A 19,375-nucleotide genomic window follows, 5' to 3' on the forward strand; every position below is an offset into this window, starting at 1 on the left:
TATGGCGCAATTTTACTCCGCAAAACAGCGCGTGACGACCAAACAACGGATCACCGTCACCATTGAAGACCTCGACCCGTTTGGTCAGGGCGTGGCCCGGCACAAAGGGAAAACCCTGTTTGTCACGGGTGCGCTGCCTGGCGAAGAGGCGGAGGTAAGCCTGCTGGAGGACAAACGCCAGTTTGCCAGAGCGAAAACGGTGCGCCTGCTCAGCCGCAGCGCGTCACGGGTTGAGCCACGCTGTCCTCATTTTAGCCGCTGTGGTGGCTGTCAGCAGCAACATGCTGATGAAGCGTTGCAGCAGCAGAGTAAATCGCGTGCGCTGGCGCGCATGCTGACCCAGGCCGCGAACCAGCCCGTGGCGGTTGATGACATTATTGCCGGGCCCACCTGGGGCTACCGCCGTCGCGCCCGCCTTGGTTTACAATGGCATAACAAAAGTCAGCAGTTACTGATGGGGTTTCGCCAGGAATCCACCAACGATCTGGTCGATATTCAGCAATGCCCTGTTATGGCGCCCCAACTTGAAGCGCTAATTATTCCGCTGCGCAATTGTCTCACCATGCTTAATGCTGTCAAACGGTTAGGACATGTTGAACTGGTGCAGGCTGACAATGGCTCAGTGCTGCTACTGCGCCATCTGGATGCATTAAGCCCCGACGATATAGCAAAACTGGAACGTTTTTCGCATCAGCACCAACTGATGCTGTTTCTGGATGATGGAAGTGAGACGCTGCGCGGATTTAGCGAACAGCGACCATTTTATCATTCTCACCAGCTTGAGCTAATCTTCAGTCCACAGGATTTTATTCAGGTCAATGATGCGGTCAACCAGCAGATGGTGGCGAAGGCCATCGAATGGCTTGATTTACAACCTGAAGATCGGGTTCTGGATCTGTTTTGTGGCATGGGAAACTTTACGCTTCCTGTAGGAAAATCGGTACAACGTGCCGTAGGTGTGGAGGGCGTTGCAGCATTAGTGCAACAGGCAGCGTATAATGCTGACGTGAATAATCTTAAAAACGTCAGATTTTTTCAGCACAATCTGGAAGAAGATGTTTCGCATCAGCCCTGGGCTATGCAGGGCTTTAACAAGGTATTACTTGATCCGGCACGCGCTGGGGCGGCAGGTGTTATGGCACATGTCGTAAAATTATCGCCAGAACGCGTGGTCTATGTATCTTGTAATCCTGTGACACTCGCACGTGACAGTAGCACCTTGCTGTCGGCGGGTTACCAATTGGAAAGGGTCGTGATGCTGGATATGTTTCCTCATACCCGTCATCTCGAATCCATGGTGCTGTTCAGAAAAAAAATATAAGTGTCCGGCAGGGGCGCTGTGCAGGAGAGGATATGGTTGCGGTTAGAAGTGCACATTTAAATACGGAAGGGGAGTTTGCCCTTGACCAGTGGATCGCCAGCCTTGGCGTTGCTAACCCGCAATCCTGTGATCGTCTCGCTGAAACCTGGCGCTATTGTGAAGCGCAGACTCAGGGGCATCCTCACCAGTCGCTACTGCTGTGGCGCGGTATCGAGATGGTGGAAATCCTCTCGATGCTCAGCATGGACATCGAAAGCCTGTGCGCCGCGTTGATTTTCCCCCTTGCTAATGACGAAGTGGTCAGCGAAGAAGAGCTGGAAAAAACCGTCGGTAAAGGCATCGTTTCGCTGGTGCACGGCGTTCGTGATATGGACGCCATCCGTCAGCTGAAAGCCATTCATAACGACTCCATGGCCTCCGAGCAGGTGGATAACGTCCGCCGCATGCTGCTGGCCATGGTGGAAGACTTCCGCTGCGTCGTGCTGAAGCTGGCTGAGCGCATCATGAACTTGCGTGAAGTCAAAGACGCGCCGGAAGATGAGCGCGTACTGGCAGCGAAAGAAAGCACCAACATTTATGCACCGCTGGCGAATCGCCTGGGCATTGGTCAGCTTAAGTGGGAGCTGGAAGATTACTGCTTCCGCTACCTGCATCCTGATGAGTACAAACGCATTGCTAAGCTGCTGCACGAGCGCCGCATTGACCGTGAGCAGTACATCGAAAACTTTGTTAATAACCTGCGTAAAGAGATGGCAAAAGAGGGCGTGCGGGCAGAAGTGTACGGCCGTCCGAAGCATATCTACAGCATCTGGCGCAAGATGCAGAAGAAGTCGCTGGCGTTTGATGAACTCTTTGATGTGCGCGCGGTACGTATCGTTGCCGAGCGGCTGCAGGACTGTTATGGCGCACTGGGCACGGTGCATACGCTGTATCGCCACCTGCCCAATGAGTTTGACGACTATGTAGCAAATCCCAAGCCCAATGGCTATCAGTCGATCCACACCGTGGTATTGGGGCCTGAGGGCAAAACCGTCGAGATCCAGATCCGAACCCGTCAGATGCATGAAGATGCAGAACTGGGCGTGGCCGCGCACTGGAAATACAAAGAAGGCCCGTCGTCCAGCCATGCGCGCGGGGCGGCAGGTCACGAAGAGCGCATTGCCTGGCTGCGTAAGCTGATCACATGGCAGGAAGAGATGGCGGATTCCGGCGAGCTGCTGGAAGAGGTGCGCAGTCAGGTGTTTGACGACCGCGTGTATGTCTTTACCCCAAAAGGGGATGTGGTGGATTTACCGGCGGGTTCTACGCCACTGGATTTTGCTTACCATATTCACAGCGATATCGGTCATCGCTGCATCGGCGCGAAGATTGGCGGGCGCATCGTGCCCTTCACCTATCAACTGCAGATGGGCGATCAGGTTGAAGTCATTACCCAAAAACAGCCGAACCCGAGCCGTGACTGGCTGAACCCGAATCTGGGATTCATCACCACCAGCCGTGGTCGCGCCAAAATTCATAACTGGTTCCGTAAACAGGATCGGGATAAAAACATCCTGGCCGGCCGCCAGATTCTGGATAACGAGCTGAACCAGATGGATATCAGCCTGCGTGAGGCCGAGAAGCTGCTGCTGCCGCGCTATAACGTCACCTCGCTGGACGAGCTGTTGGCCGCTATTGGCGGCGGTGATATTCGCCTGCACCAGATGGTGAATTTCCTGCAGGCGAAACTCAACAAGCCGACTGCCGAAGAGCAAGACCGCGAAGCCCTGCGTCAGCTCACGCAAAAATCGCACGCGCCCACCTCACGCAAAGAGAGCGGTCGCGTGGTGGTGGAAGGCGTTGGCAACCTGATGCACCACATTGCACGCTGCTGTCAGCCGATTCCGGGCGATGATATCGTCGGATTTATCACCCACGGACGCGGCATTTCGATTCACCGCGCCGACTGCGATCAGCTGTCTGAGCTGATTTCCACCGCGCCTGAGCGCATCGTGGATGCGGTGTGGGGCGAAAGCTATTCCAGCGGCTATTCACTGGTCGTGAGAGTCACGGCCAACGATCGTAGCGGGCTGTTACGCGATATCACCACCATCCTCGCCAATGAAAAGGTGAACGTGCTGGGGGTTTCAAGCCGTAGCGATACGAAAAAACAGTTAGCCACCATAGATATGGATATTGAAATTTATAATCATCAGGTGCTGGGGCGCGTCCTGTCTCGCCTGAACCAGGTGCCTGATATTATTGATGCCCGACGTCTGCACTAAACTTCTGTTATCCGGCGCACGTGCTTTCTGACGTGCGCCTGGCTGCTTTTATCACCGCTGTTACGCCAACTGAACACCTGAAGGATTGCCATATGACCTCTATTGATCGCCTGCTGGGCATTATGAAAACCCTGCGCGATCCGCAGCAGGGCTGCCCGTGGGATCGCGAGCAGACCTTTGCCACTATTGCGCCTTACACGCTGGAAGAAACCTATGAAGTGCTGGATGCTATCCAGCGTGAAGACTTTGAGGATCTCCGTGGCGAGCTGGGCGATTTGCTTTTCCAGGTGGTGTTTTATGCACAGATGGCGCAGGAGCAGGGGCGTTTTAACTTTGATGATATTTGTCACGCCATCAGTGACAAGCTGGAGCGCCGTCATCCGCATATCTTCGCAGAGGGCACGGCAGAGAGCAGTGCGGAGGTGTTGAAAAACTGGGAAGCGATTAAAAGCGCCGAACGGGCAGAAAAAGCGCAGCACTCCGCGCTGGACGATATTCCGAAAGCGCTCCCTGCACTGATGCGCGCCCATAAAATTCAGAAGCGATGCCACAACGTGGGCTTTGACTGGACCACGCTTGGCCCGGTGCTCGATAAGGTGCATGAAGAGATCGACGAAGTGATGCATGAGGCACAGCAAAGCGTGATTGATCCACAAAAGCTGGAAGAAGAGATTGGCGATCTGCTGTTTGCTACCGTAAATCTTTCCCGTCATCTGGGCAGCAAGGCCGAAACGGCGTTGCAGAAAGCCAATGACAAGTTTGAGCGCCGTTTCCGTGCGGTAGAAGCCATTATCACCGCGCAGGGCCTGACGATGCCGGGCGCCACCCTGGCGCAAATGGAAGCCGCCTGGCAACAGGTTAAGGCGAAGGAAAAAAGCTGATTATTCCAGCAGCGAGCATAAATTGCTCTCTTGAGCTTACTCGATTCAGCCTGACGCCAGATTTGTGACGCAGGTCAAAATTTTGTTTACCGCTATCCGCTATGTTACCCGCAGCAATGCGTTGGGAGATGGATGTGATTCACCAATTGTGGCTGATAGCGGTTTCCAGTATACTGTTTTCCCGTCCTGGTTATTCCACCGTCTTTAAACCTAAACTCTCAGGTTCAGCATGACAACGAATTATATTTTTGTGACCGGCGGGGTCGTTTCCTCTCTGGGTAAAGGCATTGCCGCAGCCTCCCTCGCAGCCATTCTTGAAGCGCGTGGTCTGAATGTGACCATCATGAAACTGGACCCGTACATCAACGTCGATCCGGGTACCATGAGCCCAACTCAGCATGGTGAAGTGTTCGTCACCGACGACGGTGCCGAAACCGATCTGGATTTGGGTCACTACGAGCGCTTCATCCGCACTAAAATGTCGCGCCGCAACAATTTCACCACGGGTCGTATCTACTCAGAAGTCCTGCGCAAAGAGCGTCGCGGTGACTATCTTGGTGCCACCATTCAGGTTATCCCTCACATCACGAATGCGATCAAAGAGCGCATTCTTGAAGGCGGCGAAGGCCATGATGTCGTGCTGGTCGAAATCGGTGGCACGGTGGGTGATATCGAATCCTTGCCGTTCCTGGAAGCGATTCGTCAGATGGCGGTGGATGTGGGCCGCGAGCACACGATGTACATGCACCTGACGCTGGTGCCTTACATGGCCGCGGCGGGCGAGGTGAAAACCAAGCCAACGCAGCACTCTGTTAAAGAGCTGCTCTCCATCGGTATTCAGCCTGACGTTCTCATCTGCCGTTCCGATCGCGCGGTGCCAGCGAATGAGCGTGGCAAAATTGCGCTGTTCTGTAACGTGCCGGAAAAAGCCGTTATCTCGCTGAAAGACGTCGATTCGATTTACAAAATCCCGGGCATGCTGAAATCGCAGGGCCTGGATGACTATATCTGTAAGCGTTTCAACCTGAACGCCCCGGAAGCCAATCTGGCGGAGTGGGAGCAGGTGATTTATGAAGAAGCCAATCCAGGCGGCGAAGTCACCATCGGCATGGTGGGCAAATATGTCGAACTGCCGGATGCTTATAAATCTGTTATAGAAGCGCTGAAGCACGGCGGTCTGAAAAATCGCGTGACCGTGAATATCAAGCTGATTGACTCACAGGATGTTGAAACCCGTGGTGTCGAATTGCTGAAAGATTTAGATGCCATTCTGATCCCCGGTGGTTTTGGCTATCGTGGCGTAGAAGGCAAGTTGATGACCGCGAAATATGCGCGTGAAAACAACGTGCCTTATCTTGGCATCTGTCTCGGCATGCAGGTGGCCTTGATGGAGTTCGCCCGTAACGTTGCCGGTATGGCAGGCGCAAACTCTACAGAATTTGTGCCAGACTGTAAGTATCCGGTGGTCGCACTGATCACCGAATGGCGTGACGAAGAAGGCAATGTGGAAGTGCGTACTGAACAGAGCGATCTGGGCGGCACCATGCGCCTCGGCAGCCAGCAGTGTCAGCTAAACCCGGAAAGTAAGGTTCGCCAGCTGTACGGTTCTGACACCATTGTTGAGCGCCATCGTCACCGTTATGAAGTGAACAACATGCTGCTGAAGCAAATCGAGGCAGCGGGTTTACGTGTGGCGGGCCGGTCTGGTGATGATCAATTGGTTGAGATCATTGAGATCCCCAATCATCCGTGGTTTATTGCTTGCCAGTTCCATCCCGAGTTCACATCGACGCCACGCGATGGTCATCCGTTGTTTGCCGGGTTTGTGAAGGCAGCACATGAGCATCAGAAGCGTTTAGCGAAATAAGTTTAACGAACAACGCGCGAACTTTTCGCGCGTTGTTTGTCTTAGAATTGACTAACTTGTACTGAGGAAAATCGTAATGGCCAAAATCGTAAAAGTCATCGGTCGCGAAATTATCGACTCACGTGGCAACCCAACTGTTGAAGCAGAAGTTCACCTGGAAGGTGGTTTCGTTGGTCTGGCTGCGGCACCATCAGGTGCATCTACCGGTTCTCGTGAAGCACTGGAACTGCGTGACGGTGACAAATCCCGTTTCCTGGGCAAAGGCGTAACCAAAGCCGTTGCTGCGGTTAACGGTCCGATTGCTGAAGCGGTAAAAGGCAAAGACGCGAAAGATCAGGCGAACATCGATAAAATCATGATCGACCTGGACGGTACTGAGAACAAATCTAACTTCGGTGCTAACGCCATTCTGGCCGTGTCACTGGCTGCAGCGAAAGCGGCAGCGGCCTCTAAAGGTCAGGCGCTGTACGAGCACATCGCTGAACTGAACGGCACCCCAGGTAAATACTCTATGCCTCTGCCAATGATGAACATCATCAACGGTGGCGAACATGCCGACAACAACGTCGACATCCAGGAATTCATGATTCAGCCGGTTGGCGCTTCAAACGTGAAAGAAGCGATCCGTATGGGTTCTGAAGTGTTCCACAACCTGGCAAAAGTGCTGAAAAGCAAAGGCATGAGCACGGCGGTAGGTGACGAAGGTGGCTATGCGCCAAACCTGGGTTCTAATGCCGAAGCACTGGCTGTTATCGCGGAAGCGGTAAAAGCAGCAGGTTATGAGCTGGGTAAAGACATTACCCTGGCTATGGACTGTGCGGCTTCTGAGTTCTACAAAGATGGCAAATACGTTCTGGCGGGTGAGGGCGGTAAAGCGTTCACGTCAGAAGAGTTCACCCACTTCCTGGAAGATCTGACCAAGCAGTATCCGATCGTTTCTATCGAAGATGGCCTGGACGAATCTGACTGGGATGGCTTCGCCTACCAGACCAAAGTGCTGGGCGGCAAAATCCAGCTGGTGGGCGACGACCTGTTCGTCACTAACACCAAGATCCTGAAAGAAGGTATCGACAAAGGTATCGCTAACTCCATCCTGATCAAATTCAACCAGATCGGTTCTCTGACCGAAACCCTGGCTGCGATTAAAATGGCGAAAGATGCAGGCTACACCGCTGTGATCTCTCACCGTTCAGGTGAAACGGAAGATGCGACCATCGCTGACCTGGCGGTCGGTACAGCTGCAGGCCAGATCAAAACCGGTTCAATGAGCCGCTCTGACCGTGTTGCGAAGTACAACCAACTGATCCGTATCGAAGAAGCGCTGGGTGCAAAAGCCCCGTTCAACGGTCTGAAAGAAGTGAAAGGCCAGTAAGTTTACTGCTTCTGACTTCTGATAAAACCCGCCCATGCTGGCGGGTTTTTTTATGCCCACAGGTTTTGCCGTTCACCTCACATTTTTCCGCGACGTCTATGCTGTTTACATCCGTTCTTCACAAAACCCATCGACACTGAACGACGAGCACCGTGCGCCTGTAACAGACAATGCACCTTGCCGCTTGCCTGAAGCGCGTCTGCGTGTGCTTTCAGGTTCACATTTCTGACTGCCTGAAAGGGGATACGCATGAGACTGGCTTCTTATAACGTTGAAAACCTGTTCGATCGCGCCAGAGCAATGAACCAGAATGAATGGCGAGTGGGCAAACCGACGCTGGAAAAATTTGCCCAACTTAATGCCCTGCTGGGACAGGTGGAATACAGCGACGCGGACAAAAAACAGATGGTCGAATTGATGGATGCACTTGGCCTGCAAACGTCCGACACCGGGCCCTTTGTTATTCTCCGGCGTAACCGGGGCAAACTGTTGACCCGACCGACAGACAACAGCGGAATAAAAATTATTGCCGCAGGCCGCGCCGATTGGGTGGGTTCGCTGGAGTTGCGCCGCGCGCCGGTAGACGAAATTGCCATGGGGTTAACGGCACAGGTCATGATTGACCTTCACGCGGATATCCTGACCGTGGTGGAGGCAGAAAGCCGTCCCGCCCTGCTGGAATTCAACAACGCCATGCTGCCGGCCCGCCAGGGAACGCCTTTTGATCATGTCATGGTGATTGACGGCAACGATGAGCGGGGAATCGATGTCGGACTGATGACAGCGGCAGGCTTTGCCATCGACACCATCCGCAGCCACGTTGATGATAAAGATAAACAGGGCAACCTGATTTTCTCTCGCGACTGTCCCGAATTTGCGATTCCGCTGACCGATGGCCAAACTCTGCACGTGCTGGTTAACCATTTTAAGAGTAAAGGCTACGGCGCTAAAGCCAGTTCCGATGCCCGCCGCAAGCAGCAGGCCGAACGGGTGAAAGCGATTTATCAGCAACGCATTAAAGAGGGGCAAACGTTGATTGCCATCACCGGCGACTTTAACGATACGCCGGACAGTGATGCATTGTCGCCGCTGCTGAAAGAAACCGACCTGAAAGATATCTTCACCCATGAAAAGTTTGATAACGGCGGCTATCCGGGGACCTGGGGCGGCTGCACTGCCAGCAACAAGATTGACTATATTTTGCTGTCGCCCGCGCTGTGGAAAAAGGTAGAGAAGGGCGGTGTATGGCGCAAAGGGATGTGGCCTGGCGTGCGTCCGGTAAAGTGGGAAACCTATCCCGAACTGAAAAAAGAGGTTAATGCCGCCTCGGATCATGCGGCGGTCTGGGTGGATCTGTCCGTCTGAACGGGCTGCTGAACACAGCCCTCTGCTGACCTGCGTGCTGGCGCGTGCCGAACAGCTCGCGCCCTTTCGCATCACCTGACATGATCTCAACCCGGTGTTCTGCGATAATCGCGTTTTGAAAAAACCAAAGAGACCATTATGCAGTACCCGATTAACGAAATGTTCCAGACGCTGCAAGGCGAAGGTTATTACACCGGCGTGCCGGCTATTTTCATCCGCTTACAGGGATGTCCGGTAGGATGCAGTTGGTGCGACACCAAGCACACCTGGGAAAAACAGGCGGATCGGGAAACATCATTAGGCGATATTCTGGTCAAAACGGTGGAAAGCGATGCCTGGGGCAATGCCGATGCGGCGACGCTTCTGAGCAGCATACAACAACAGGGCTGGACGGCTCGCCATGTGGTGATCACCGGCGGTGAACCGGCGATCTATGATTTGCGTCCGCTGACTGCATCACTTGAGGCGGCGGGATTCCAGTGTCAGATTGAAACCAGCGGGACCCACGAAATCCACTGCGCTGATGCCACCTGGGTGACCGTTTCACCCAAGGTAAACATGCGTGGCGGTTATGACGTCCTGGCACAGGCCCTGAGCCGTGCGGATGAAATTAAGCACCCGGTTGCCCGGCAACGTGATGTGGATGCGTTAGACGATTTGCTGGCAGGCATCCACGACAGCAAAGCACGCATCATTGCGCTGCAGCCAATTAGTCGCAAAGATGAGGCAACAAAGCTGTGTATTGAAACCTGCATTGCGCGCAACTGGCGACTGTCGATGCAGACCCATAAATATCTGAATATTGCCTGATAAAACGCTGGCGGCCTTTTGCCGCCAGACCGTTAACATGACGCCGCGCTGGAAAGGCGGCAGCAGGCCGATCAACAGGTGAAGATACGGGCGATCGACCCTGAGCGGCCGTAGCGAAGCGGATTAACCGCGATAGGTGCAGCCTGCGGTGCAGGTTTCTTTGATCATCACCGCGCTCAGCAGCGGCAGACGAGGCTTCATGTGATCCCAAATCCATTTCGCCAGAACTTCACTGGTGGGATTCTCCAGCCCAGGGATCTCATTAAGATAGTAGTGATCGAGCCTGTCATAGAGGGGTTTAAACGCCGCTTTCAGCTCTGCAAAATCCATGACCCAGCCGGTATGCGCATCCACTTCACCGGTAATTTCCAGACGAACAAGGAATGAGTGACCGTGCAAACGGCCGCATTTGTGTCCTGCCGGCACATTGGGTAAATAGTGCGCGGCTTCGAACTGGAACTCTTTAAATAACGTGGTAGACATAATCGCTCTCAGGCATTAAAAACCGCTGAATTCTACCTGAAAAGGCGGTTTTTCGCATCCGCTAAGCGCCGTTTAACGACGATTAAGCCAGAATGGTAAAACGCGTCCCCCACTTTCCTTAAAAAGCGCTCAGCGATGTACCGGATCGTCAGCCGGAAGTCGCGCGACGAGGGCTTCCGCTATGCCGTACTCCTCAATCAGCAGCCGGTGCTGTTCTGAACGTGACAGCGGCGTAACGCTTTCTTTTCCCTGGCGATCCCGGATGACCTGCTCTCCCTTCACGATTCCCGTGATCGCCTCGCCGTTAGCGCGGCGAATCAGCAGGGCACCGTCAAAGCGGCTGTTGCTACGGCTTTGTTGATGACGTGACTGGAACGCGTCAGCGGAGAGGTCGGTTGCCAGAATTTTACAGTCGAGCCATGCCCGACCCAGCGGCTTCCAGTGTATGCACCAGTTGCCATCATGCTGATGGACGCGGGTGCCCCAGACGGGATGCGGGTTCAGCCGGGCCTCCAGCGGAAGCGGATCGCCGTGGAGCAGCGTGCTGTCAACCACCAGCGTGCGTCCATCCAGCTTAACAATCAACATGCCATGACCGGGAGAACCCACGGGTGCCGGACGCGGAGACAGCATGGTGGAAAGGCCAAACTGTACGTGAAACCCCAAATACGCGAGCAGGGCATACAACGCGCCGTGGCCAGCCCAGCAGGTACCGCCTGTGCCAAAGGTTAACCAGTGGGTGAAAAAGTCGCTGGCCGTGCTACCTGGCAGGGGAAGGGCGCGGTCGTCTTCTGTAATGAGACGTCGGCGAAGGTTATCAAAGGGCACGGACTGGCACCAGGCGCGATAAAGCGTGCTCAGTCCGGCCTCGTCAGGGGCAGGAGGCGAGCTGAAGCCAAGTTTTTCCAGACTCTGCTCTGCCAATGCAGCCGGTAATGCTGTGATACTGTCTGGCATCTGTCATCACTCCGTGGCGGTTTTCCTGTCTTTATGCCATCCCTTTAGCACGATAACCAGTCGGAACGTCATACCGACAGTATGATTAGCTAAGTTTGTTAACTCACCCTGTCGTTACCACTTTTAACGATTAATTTTATCTGAAAAACCATTTAGTCATTTTGGTTATTTGATATGTCGAAGGCGTATTTAATCGTTAATATAGCTCCCTGTACCCTTTCTTCTCTTCCGCTACTATTCGGTCCGGACTTCTGCTACTGGAATTTTTATCGCGATGACGACTCAGGCACCAGGTTCAATGCTTCCGCTCTCTCCGGAGCAACTTGCTCGTTTACAGGCAGCAACGACAGATTTTTCCACCACCCAGCTGGCCTGGCTCTCCGGCTATTTCTGGGGCATGGTCAATCAAACGCCGGGTCAGGCGGTTGCCAGCGCCCCTGCGCAGGCTGAAGCTCCGGCCATTACGCTGCTTTCTGCCTCACAAACGGGTAATGCCCGCCGGGTGGCCGAGCAGCTTCGCGATGACCTGCAGGCGGCAAAACTGACCGTGAATCTGGTCAACGCGGGCGACTTTAAATTCAAGCAGATTGGTCAGGAAAAAATCCTGATCGTCGTGACCTCGACCCAGGGCGAAGGCGAACCGCCGGAAGAGGCCGTTGCGCTGCATAAATTCCTGATGTCTAAAAAAGCGCCCAAACTGGACGGCGCGGCCTTTGCCGTGTTTGGTCTGGGCGACACATCGTATGAATTCTTCAGCAAAGCGGGCAAAGATTTTGACAACCGCCTGGCTGAGTTGGGCGCTGAGCGCCTGCTGGACCGGGTCGATGCCGATGTCGAATATGCTGAGCAGGCCAGCGCCTGGCGTACGGCAATCACTGCGGTACTGAAAGAACGCGTTCCGACCGCGTCCCCGGCGCAGAGTGCGGCCACCGTTGCCGGCAGTGTGAACGACGTCTTCACCAGCCCTTACACCAAAGAGCAGCCGCTTAGTGCCAGCCTGGCGGTGAACCAGAAAATTACCGGGCGCGATTCGGATAAAGACGTGCGTCATATCGAAATCGATCTGGGTGATTCAGGATTACGCTACCAGCCCGGTGATGCGCTGGGCGTCTGGTATGAAAATGACGCCGCGCTGGTTAACGAGCTGCTTGAACTGGTGTGGTTGAAAGGCGATGAGCCGGTTGAGGTGCAGGGCCAGACGCTGCCATTGGCAGAGGCGCTGCAGAAACATTTTGAGTTAACGGTTAACACCGCGCAAATCGTGGCGCAATACGCAGCCTTAGCACGTAACGACGAACTGCTGTCGCTGGTGGATGACAAAGCCAAACTGCAGCAGTATGCGCAACGCTATCCGATTGTTGATATGGTTCGCCTGGCACCCGCGCAGCTGAGTGCAGAACAGTTATCCGGCTTACTGCGTCCGTTAACGCCGCGTCTCTATTCTATTGCCTCTTCTCAGGCCGAAACCGATACCGAAGTACATATCACCGTCGGTGCCGTTCGCTTTGATATTGAAGGACGTCAGCGCGGCGGCGGCGCATCCACCTGGCTGGCGGATCGCATTGAAGAAGAGGGCGAGGTGCGCGTGTTCATCGAACACAATGATAACTTCCGCCTGCCCGCCAACCCGGATGCGCCGGTCATCATGATTGGGCCGGGCACCGGGATTGCCCCGTTCCGCGCCTTTATGCAGCAGCGCGATAATGACGGTGCCGGCGGTAAAAACTGGCTATTCTTTGGTAACCCACACTTTACCGATGATTTTCTGTATCAGGTTGAATGGCAGAAATATGTCAAAGATGGCCTGTTAACCCATATCGATCTGGCGTGGTCGCGCGATCAGGCAGAGAAGATATACGTACAAGATAAAATCCGCGCCCGTGGTGCGGAAGTGTGGCGCTGGATTGAAGAAGGCGCGCACCTTTACGTCTGTGGTGATGCCAACCGTATGGCAAAAGACGTAGAGCAGGCATTACTGGATGTGGTGGTCGAGCACGGTGCTATGGATCGTGAAACGGCTGATGAATTTTTAAGTGAGCTGCGCATTGAGCGCCGTTATCAGCGAGACGTTTACTAATGACTGAAAAATACCCTGGACCGCTGGTGGTTGAAGGCAAACTGACTGACGCTGAGCGATTAAAAAAAGAGAGCAACTACCTGCGCGGTACTATCGTTGAGGATCTTGATGATGGTCTGACCGGAGGGTTCAGCGGCGATAACTTTCTGCTAATCCGTTTTCACGGCATGTACCAGCAGGATGACCGCGATATTCGCGCTGAACGTGCGGAGCAAAAGCTTGAGCCTCGCCATGCGATGATGTTGCGCTGCCGCCTGCCGGGCGGGATTATCACGCCAACACAGTGGCTGGCGATCGATAAATTTGCCACCGATAAAACCCTTTACGGCAGCATCCGCTTGACTAACCGTCAGACTTTCCAGTTTCACGGTATTCTGAAGAAGAACGTGAAGCCAACGCACCAGATGCTGCACGAAGTGGGGCTGGATGCGCTGGCGACCGCGAACGACGTTAACCGTAACGTTCTGTGCACCTCCAACCCCGTGGAGTCTGAGTTGCATCAGGAAGCCTACGAGTGGGCAAAAAAACTGTCAGAACATCTGCTGCCGCAAACCCGCGCCTATGCAGAGATCTGGTGGGATCAGGAAAAAGTCGCAACCACCGACCAGGAGCCGATCCTGGGTGAAACCTATCTGCCGCGTAAGTTTAAAACCACGGTGGTGATCCCGCCACATAACGATGTGGATCTGCACGCTAACGATCTGAACTTCATCGCGATTGCGGAAAACGGCAAGCTGGTCGGCTTTAACCTGCTGGTGGGCGGTGGTTTGTCCATTGAGCACGGTAACAAAGCCACCTATGCCCGCACCGCCAGCGAATTTGGCTACTTCCCGGTGGATAAGATCCTGGACGTGGCGGCGGCCGTGGTGACGACACAGCGTGACTGGGGTAACCGTACCGATCGTAAAAACGCCAAAACCAAATACACCCTGGAACGCGTGGGCGTAGAGACGTTTAAGGCGGAAGTCGAAAAACGCGCTGGCGTGACGTTTGCGCCAACGCGCCCTTACGAATTTACGACTCGTGGCGATCGCATTGGCTGGATCAAGGGCATCGATAACAAGTGGCATCTGACGCTGTTTATCGAAAACGGTCGTCTGCTGGATTATCCGGGCCGTCCGTTAAAAAGCGGCGTAGCCGAAATCGCCAACATTCATCAGGGCGATTTCCGTCTGACCGCCAATCAGAACCTGATTGTGGCAGGCGTGCCGGAAAGCCAAAAAGCACAGATTGAAGCGATTGCCCGCGAACATGGCCTGATGGAAAACGTGACGGCCCAGCGCGAAAACTCGATGGCCTGTGTGTCGTTTCCAACCTGTCCGCTGGCGATGGCGGAGGCTGAACGTTTCCTTCCGTCTTTCGTGACGAAAGTCGAAGAGATCATGCACAGCCATGGCGTAGGCGAAGAGCACATAGTGTTACGCGTTACCGGTTGTCCGAACGGTTGTGGGCGTGCGATGCTGGCAGAAGTGGGCCTGGTGGGGAAAGCGCCGGGTCGTTACAACCTGCACATCGGGGGTAACCGTATTGGAACGCGCATTCCACGTATGTATCGCGAAAATATTACGGAAAGTGACATTCTCGCCACACTTGATGAGCTGGTAGGTCGCTGGGCAAAAGAGCGCGAGGCCGCAGAAGGCTTTGGTGACTTTGTTATCCGTGCGGGCATCGTTACGCCGGTACTGGACCCTGCGCGCGACTTCTGGCAGGAGGCAAAATGAGTATCGATCTTGCAGCACTGAATGAAATGTCGAAAGTCCAGCGCGCGATGGCGCTGGCCGCGACAAACGCTCAACTGGAAAAAGCCACCGCGGAAGAGCGGGTGAGTTGGGCGCTGGAAAACCTGCCGGGTGCCTATGTGCTCTCCTCCAGCTTTGGCATTCAGGCTGCGGTATCGCTGCATCTGGTGACGCGCGTGCAACCCGATATTCCGGTCATCCTCACCGATACCGGCTATCTGTTTCCAGAAACCTACCGCTTTATTGATGAGCTGGCCGACCAGCTTAACCTTAATCTGCAGGTGTTCCGGGCAGAAACCTCGCCCGCGTGGCAGGAGGCTCGCTACGGTAAGCTGTGGGAGCAAGGGGTTGATGGCATTGAGCAGTACAACCAGATCAACAAAGTTGAACCGATGAGCCGGGCGCTGGAAACGCTGGGCGCACAAACCTGGTTTGCGGGCCTGCGACGCGATCAGTCAGGCAGCCGTGCCAGCCTGCCGGTACTGGGCGTGCAGCGCGGCGTGTTTAAAGTGCTGCCGATTATTGACTGGGACAACCGTCAGATTCATCAGTATCTGCAAACCCACAACCTGAAATACCATCCACTGTGGGATGAGGGTTATCTGTCGGTAGGCGATACACACACCACGCGCAAGTGGGAGCCAGGCATGGCAGAAGAAGAAACGCGCTTCTTTGGCCTGAAACGTGAGTGCGGCCTGCACGAAGGCTAACGCACGCGGCGTAGCGGTATCAACGGGCGATCCTTATGGGTCGCCCGTTTTGCGATGGGGCCACCGCTGACGTCAAAACCCCAGGGACAGACGTGCAATAGTAACAGGTGTCCGCGGCGATCAGAACGCCGTCTCTACACTGTCCACCACCCGGTATTCATCATCCACCAGGGGAAGATAACGCCATTTATCAAACGCCGTGCACGGATGAGAAATGCCGCATCCCACCCAGTCGCCTGGCATCAGCGGCTCATCATTGGGTAAGCGTAAATAGGCATGTTGATCGTTAACCTCACTGATGTGCAAATGGGTGCCGGATCGCGGCGCGGTGCCATCAGCCTGGCGAATCCACAAGGGGATCGGTAAATCCTGATCGAAAGGGACATCTCGTCTGCCGAAATCCAGCAGCGCCAGACCTGGTTCAGGACGGGAAAGAACGCGTCCCCAGATCTCCAGCGCCGCCGCAAAATGGTGGTCAGCGCCGGGCTGGGCAAAAGGCGCAATACGCGCATAAAGCCCGCTATCGTGTGCCATGTAGGCACCCGAGCGAATTAAGGGCTGAACCGGCAGCGGCAGCACGGCCTGGGTAAAGCATTCTGTCACCACATCAAACCATGCTCCGCCACCGGCGCTGAGCAGAATCGTATCGCTGTGGAACAACTGGCGTTCAGCCAGCCTTCTGGCGCACTCCAGCATCACATGGCAGTAGTGCCGAACTAATGCCACACCAGCGGCGTCCCGCGCGGCACCGAGCGCACCTTCATAGCCTGCCACACCGACAAGATGAAGATGGCGGCTTTGAGCGAGACGTTCAGCAATGGCCAGCGCCTCCTCGTCGGTTCTGCAGCCCGTTCTGCCGCCGGGGATGGACACTTCAATCACTACGGCAATCGCCGTATCGCCCAGGTTTTGCTCCAGCAATGTGATGCCCGCCAGTGAGTCAACGTAGCAGAGAAAGCCATGATCGGGATGCTGGCGCTGCCACTCGCCAATCCAGCGAATCCCGGCAGGATCGACTAATTCGTTAGCCAGAAACACGTTACGGATACCAAAATGACGCAGGGCGCGCACCTGAGCGGGCGTCGCTGCGCTGATCCCCCAGGCACGGCCCTGCGTCACGGCCCGGCGCAAGACCGCCGGTGCCATTGAGGTTTTGCCATGGGCGGCCAGCATGACGCCTTTCTCCTGACAAAATTGCGCCAACTGCTGCAGGTTATTGTCCAGTGCGGACTGTTTCATCACCATGACGGGCGAAAACACCGACCCGCTGCTCAACACGGCAGTGCCGGCCTCGAGCGGTGCATCGCCCGCGCCAGCAACCGATTTAAAACGGGGCGAGGGCTGCGCGCGATCCAGCTTCGCGTCTGCGACCAGCGGGAAACGTAAAGACATAGCGGCTCCTTAGTGCTCAAGAACGCGTGACAGAAATTGCTGAGTGCGCGGATTCTGCGGATGGACAAAAATGTCGTCCGGCGTGCCTTGCTCAGCAATCACACCCTGATCCATAAAAACAACGCGATCGGCTGTTTTGCGGGCAAACCCCATTTCGTGCGTCACTACCACCATGGTCATGCCCTCACGCGCCAGCCCGCGCATCACCTCCATCACTTCGCCAACTAATTCGGGATCGAGAGCGGATGTGGCTTCATCAAAGAACATGATTTTGGGCTGTACCGCCAGCGCTCGCGCGATGGCCACACGTTGTTGCTGACCACCGGAGAGCTGAGAAGGATAGTGATCGGCGCGATCAGCCAGTCCGACGCGTTCCAGCGCCGCCATTCCGCGTGCGTTTGCCTCTGCCGTTGACAGCTTCTGCGCTTTTATCAGTGCCAGGGTGACATTACCGAGCGCCGTCTTGTGGGGAAACAGGTTGAACTGCTGAAACACCATTCCCACCTGACCACAAATATCACGATTACGTTTTTGGTCATGCAGCGGAACACCGTTAACCCAAATCTCTCCGCCGTCGGCCTTTTCCAGACCGCTCATGATCCGTAATACGGTACTTTTACCGGAACCGGATGCGCCGATCAGCACCAGTACCTCTCCGGGCGAGACATCAAGGCTGATCTCTTTCAGGACTTGCGTCGCGCCAAATGACTTGCTAATCCGACTCAGGGTAATGGCTGCGTTTTTCATGATAACGGGTTCCTGGTTTGCTGGTGCTGGACCCAGCGGGAAAGCGGAAAACAGATAACGAAATAGAGCAGGGCGACCAGGCCATAAACCACGACGGGTTGTCCGATACGGTCGACGATCGCCTGACCCTGATGCATCAGCTCTGACATGCCTATCATGCTGACAATAGAGGTATCTTTAATCAGCGACAGGTACTGACCGACCAGCGGGGGTAAGACGATGCCGCGGGTTTGCGGCAAAATCACGCTGGTAAAGGTCTGCCGTCTGGAGAGCCCAAGTATCCACGAGACTTCCCACTGGCCTTTTGGGACGGCTTCAATACCGCCACGAAAAATCTCGGCAATGTAGGCACCCTGATAAATGCTCAATCCCAAAATGCCCGCGGCAAACAGGTTGATGTCATAGCCGAAATAGGCCACGCCAAAGTAGATAAACATGAGCGTAATAAGTACGGGCGTGCCGCGAAACAGCTCGGTATAGATCACGGCAATTTGTCGGGCGACAGGCAGGCGGCTGGTGCGCAAAATGGCAGCCAACAGGCCAAGCAGGGTACTGCCCACAATGGCGGCCACCGACAGCAATAACGTAATAACCAGACCACGCCATAACAGCGGCAGGCTGCTGAGAATCAGTTCGCTCATTGGGCAGGCTCCCGTTTAACAGTGTGGGACCACATTTTTTTCGCCTGCGACCAGAGGGGCCGTTTGACCGATACCACCAGCGGCGGCATAAACAGACGGCGTCCTACGACGTTGCCCAGCCAGGAAAACAGGTTGCTGAGAAACAGATAGACCAGCGCCACCACGCTAAACGTCTGGATGTAGAGCAGCGTACGCGCATTGATGACCGTGGCGGTTCCCGTCAGCTCCGGCAGCGCGATGGCTGACAGCAGTGAGGTGCCCAACAGCAACTGAATCAGATTGTTGATAATGGCAGGCCAGACGGCGCGCGCGGCCTGCGGCATCACCACGTTTAAAAACCGCTGGCGGCGACTGATGCCAAGAATCCAGGCGGCTTCCAGCTGACCTTTTGGTACCGACTGAATACCGGCGCGAAAGATTTCGGCCAGATAGGCACCGACGTTAATCCCCAGCGCCAGTACGCCCGCCGTAAAGGCACTCATGGTGATGCCCAGCGAGGGAAGCCCGAAGAACACAATAAAAATTTGCAGCAGCACGGGAGTATTACGAATAAATTCAACGTAGCCGTGGCTTAGCCAGCGCAGGGGGGCAAAAGGCGCAGATTTTGCCAGTGCGGCCAGCAATCCCAGCATCAGCGCCAGCATAAAAGCCAGCAGCGTCACCTGAAGCGTTAACCAGGTGGCGGCGAGAAAGGTGTCGGCATACTGCCAGAGTGTCAGCCATTGATAGCTCATAGAAAGCCTCCTCAA

16 protein-coding genes are annotated in these 19,375 nt (G+C 55.0%); 10 read left to right on the forward strand and 6 right to left on the reverse strand.

Annotation, left to right across the window (positions count from 1 at the left end; all coding sequences use genetic code 11):
- Nucleotide 1 precedes the first annotated feature (1 nt).
- The 7 genes from rlmD to queE all read left to right on the forward strand — a co-directional run bounded on the left by rlmD (nt 2) and on the right by queE (nt 9,880).
- Nucleotides 2-1,321, forward strand: a complete 1,320-nt coding sequence (gene rlmD / locus FBY13_RS14625; RefSeq protein WP_145394507.1) for a 23S rRNA (uracil(1939)-C(5))-methyltransferase RlmD — start codon at nt 2-4, stop codon at nt 1,319-1,321.
- A 32-nt stretch (nt 1,322-1,353) separates the two neighbouring features.
- Entirely contained in the window at nt 1,354-3,585 is a 2,232-nt protein-coding gene (gene relA, locus FBY13_RS14630; protein ID WP_063880755.1) for a GTP diphosphokinase, read from the forward strand.
- A 92-nt stretch (nt 3,586-3,677) separates the two neighbouring features.
- On the forward strand, nt 3,678-4,466 hold the full coding sequence (mazG, locus tag FBY13_RS14635; RefSeq protein WP_145394508.1) for a nucleoside triphosphate pyrophosphohydrolase: 789 nt from the start codon (nt 3,678-3,680) through the stop codon (nt 4,464-4,466).
- Between the two features lie 229 nt (nt 4,467-4,695).
- Nucleotides 4,696-6,333 (forward strand): glutamine hydrolyzing CTP synthase, encoded by a 1,638-nt coding sequence (pyrG, locus tag FBY13_RS14640; protein WP_063880753.1) that lies wholly within the window; start codon nt 4,696-4,698, stop codon nt 6,331-6,333.
- Between the two features lie 76 nt (nt 6,334-6,409).
- Nucleotides 6,410-7,705 (forward strand): phosphopyruvate hydratase, encoded by a 1,296-nt coding sequence (gene eno / locus FBY13_RS14645; protein ID WP_145394509.1) that lies wholly within the window; start codon nt 6,410-6,412, stop codon nt 7,703-7,705.
- 249 nt (nt 7,706-7,954) lie between these two features.
- Nucleotides 7,955-9,070 carry an endonuclease/exonuclease/phosphatase family protein gene (locus tag FBY13_RS14650; RefSeq protein WP_145394510.1) on the forward strand — a complete coding sequence of 372 codons (1,116 nt, stop codon included), beginning with the start codon at nt 7,955-7,957 and terminating at the stop codon, nt 9,068-9,070.
- Nucleotides 9,071-9,208: 138 nt separating this feature from the next.
- Nucleotides 9,209-9,880: a 7-carboxy-7-deazaguanine synthase QueE gene (gene queE / locus FBY13_RS14655; RefSeq protein ID WP_145394511.1), complete on the forward strand. Its 672-nt coding sequence runs from the start codon at nt 9,209-9,211 to the stop codon at nt 9,878-9,880.
- A gap of 123 nt (nt 9,881-10,003) precedes the next feature.
- On the opposite strand, the gene queD is transcribed toward queE, so the two are convergent.
- Nucleotides 10,004-10,363, reverse strand: coding sequence for a 6-carboxytetrahydropterin synthase QueD (gene queD, locus FBY13_RS14660; protein WP_013026939.1), 360 nt, complete (start codon nt 10,361-10,363; stop codon nt 10,004-10,006).
- A gap of 129 nt (nt 10,364-10,492) precedes the next feature.
- Nucleotides 10,493-11,320 (reverse strand): arylamine N-acetyltransferase, encoded by an 828-nt coding sequence (locus FBY13_RS14665; RefSeq protein ID WP_145394512.1) that lies wholly within the window; start codon nt 11,318-11,320, stop codon nt 10,493-10,495.
- A 274-nt stretch (nt 11,321-11,594) separates the two neighbouring features.
- On the opposite strand from FBY13_RS14665, the gene cysJ reads away from it, so the two are divergent.
- The 3 genes from cysJ to FBY13_RS14680 are packed head-to-tail and all read left to right on the forward strand — an operon-like array spanning nt 11,595 to nt 15,846.
- Nucleotides 11,595-13,397: an NADPH-dependent assimilatory sulfite reductase flavoprotein subunit gene (cysJ, locus tag FBY13_RS14670; protein WP_145394513.1), complete on the forward strand. Its 1,803-nt coding sequence runs from the start codon at nt 11,595-11,597 to the stop codon at nt 13,395-13,397.
- Complete coding sequence (gene cysI / locus FBY13_RS14675; protein WP_109717034.1) at nt 13,397-15,118, forward strand: assimilatory sulfite reductase (NADPH) hemoprotein subunit; 1,722 nt, start codon at nt 13,397-13,399, stop codon at nt 15,116-15,118. Before cysJ ends, cysI begins: the two co-directional genes overlap by 1 nt.
- On the forward strand, nt 15,115-15,846 hold the full coding sequence (locus tag FBY13_RS14680; RefSeq protein WP_145394514.1) for a phosphoadenosine phosphosulfate reductase: 732 nt from the start codon (nt 15,115-15,117) through the stop codon (nt 15,844-15,846). Before cysI ends, FBY13_RS14680 begins: the two co-directional genes overlap by 4 nt.
- A gap of 120 nt (nt 15,847-15,966) precedes the next feature.
- On the opposite strand, the gene FBY13_RS14685 is transcribed toward FBY13_RS14680, so the two are convergent.
- The 4 genes from FBY13_RS14685 to FBY13_RS14700 are packed head-to-tail and all read right to left on the reverse strand — an operon-like array spanning nt 15,967 to nt 19,360.
- Nucleotides 15,967-17,238 (reverse strand): alanine racemase, encoded by a 1,272-nt coding sequence (locus FBY13_RS14685; protein WP_145394515.1) that lies wholly within the window; start codon nt 17,236-17,238, stop codon nt 15,967-15,969.
- Between the two features lie 9 nt (nt 17,239-17,247).
- Complete coding sequence (locus FBY13_RS14690) at nt 17,248-17,985, reverse strand: amino acid ABC transporter ATP-binding protein (protein ID WP_096011739.1); 738 nt, start codon at nt 17,983-17,985, stop codon at nt 17,248-17,250.
- Nucleotides 17,982-18,626 carry an amino acid ABC transporter permease gene (locus FBY13_RS14695; protein WP_063880742.1) on the reverse strand — a complete coding sequence of 215 codons (645 nt, stop codon included), beginning with the start codon at nt 18,624-18,626 and terminating at the stop codon, nt 17,982-17,984. Before FBY13_RS14695 ends, FBY13_RS14690 begins: the two co-directional genes overlap by 4 nt.
- Nucleotides 18,623-19,360: an amino acid ABC transporter permease gene (locus FBY13_RS14700; protein WP_145394516.1), complete on the reverse strand. Its 738-nt coding sequence runs from the start codon at nt 19,358-19,360 to the stop codon at nt 18,623-18,625. Before FBY13_RS14700 ends, FBY13_RS14695 begins: the two co-directional genes overlap by 4 nt.
- Nucleotides 19,361-19,375 lie beyond the last annotated feature (15 nt).

Origin of the sequence: Pantoea sp. SJZ147 (genome assembly GCF_007828605.1) — a bacterium.
Lineage (GTDB): Bacteria > Pseudomonadota > Gammaproteobacteria > Enterobacterales > Enterobacteriaceae > Pantoea > Pantoea allii.

Excerpts from the sequence above, each read along its gene's own strand:
- rlmD (WP_145394507.1), top strand. The coding sequence starts at position 2 with ATGGCGCAATTTTACTCCGCAAAACAGCGCGTGACGACCAAACAACGG.
- relA (WP_063880755.1), top strand. The coding sequence starts at position 1,354 with ATGGTTGCGGTTAGAAGTGCACATTTAAATACGGAAGGGGAGTTTGCC.
- mazG (WP_145394508.1), top strand. The coding sequence starts at position 3,678 with ATGACCTCTATTGATCGCCTGCTGGGCATTATGAAAACCCTGCGCGAT.
- pyrG (WP_063880753.1), top strand. The coding sequence starts at position 4,696 with ATGACAACGAATTATATTTTTGTGACCGGCGGGGTCGTTTCCTCTCTG.
- eno (WP_145394509.1), top strand. The coding sequence starts at position 6,410 with ATGGCCAAAATCGTAAAAGTCATCGGTCGCGAAATTATCGACTCACGT.
- FBY13_RS14650 (WP_145394510.1), top strand. The coding sequence starts at position 7,955 with ATGAGACTGGCTTCTTATAACGTTGAAAACCTGTTCGATCGCGCCAGA.
- queE (WP_145394511.1), top strand. The coding sequence starts at position 9,209 with ATGCAGTACCCGATTAACGAAATGTTCCAGACGCTGCAAGGCGAAGGT.
- queD (WP_013026939.1), bottom strand. The coding sequence starts at position 10,363 with ATGTCTACCACGTTATTTAAAGAGTTCCAGTTCGAAGCCGCGCACTAT.
- FBY13_RS14665 (WP_145394512.1), bottom strand. The coding sequence starts at position 11,320 with ATGCCAGACAGTATCACAGCATTACCGGCTGCATTGGCAGAGCAGAGT.
- cysJ (WP_145394513.1), top strand. The coding sequence starts at position 11,595 with ATGACGACTCAGGCACCAGGTTCAATGCTTCCGCTCTCTCCGGAGCAA.
- cysI (WP_109717034.1), top strand. The coding sequence starts at position 13,397 with ATGACTGAAAAATACCCTGGACCGCTGGTGGTTGAAGGCAAACTGACT.
- FBY13_RS14680 (WP_145394514.1), top strand. The coding sequence starts at position 15,115 with ATGAGTATCGATCTTGCAGCACTGAATGAAATGTCGAAAGTCCAGCGC.
- FBY13_RS14685 (WP_145394515.1), bottom strand. The coding sequence starts at position 17,238 with ATGTCTTTACGTTTCCCGCTGGTCGCAGACGCGAAGCTGGATCGCGCG.
- FBY13_RS14690 (WP_096011739.1), bottom strand. The coding sequence starts at position 17,985 with ATGAAAAACGCAGCCATTACCCTGAGTCGGATTAGCAAGTCATTTGGC.
- FBY13_RS14695 (WP_063880742.1), bottom strand. The coding sequence starts at position 18,626 with ATGAGCGAACTGATTCTCAGCAGCCTGCCGCTGTTATGGCGTGGTCTG.
- FBY13_RS14700 (WP_145394516.1), bottom strand. The coding sequence starts at position 19,360 with ATGAGCTATCAATGGCTGACACTCTGGCAGTATGCCGACACCTTTCTC.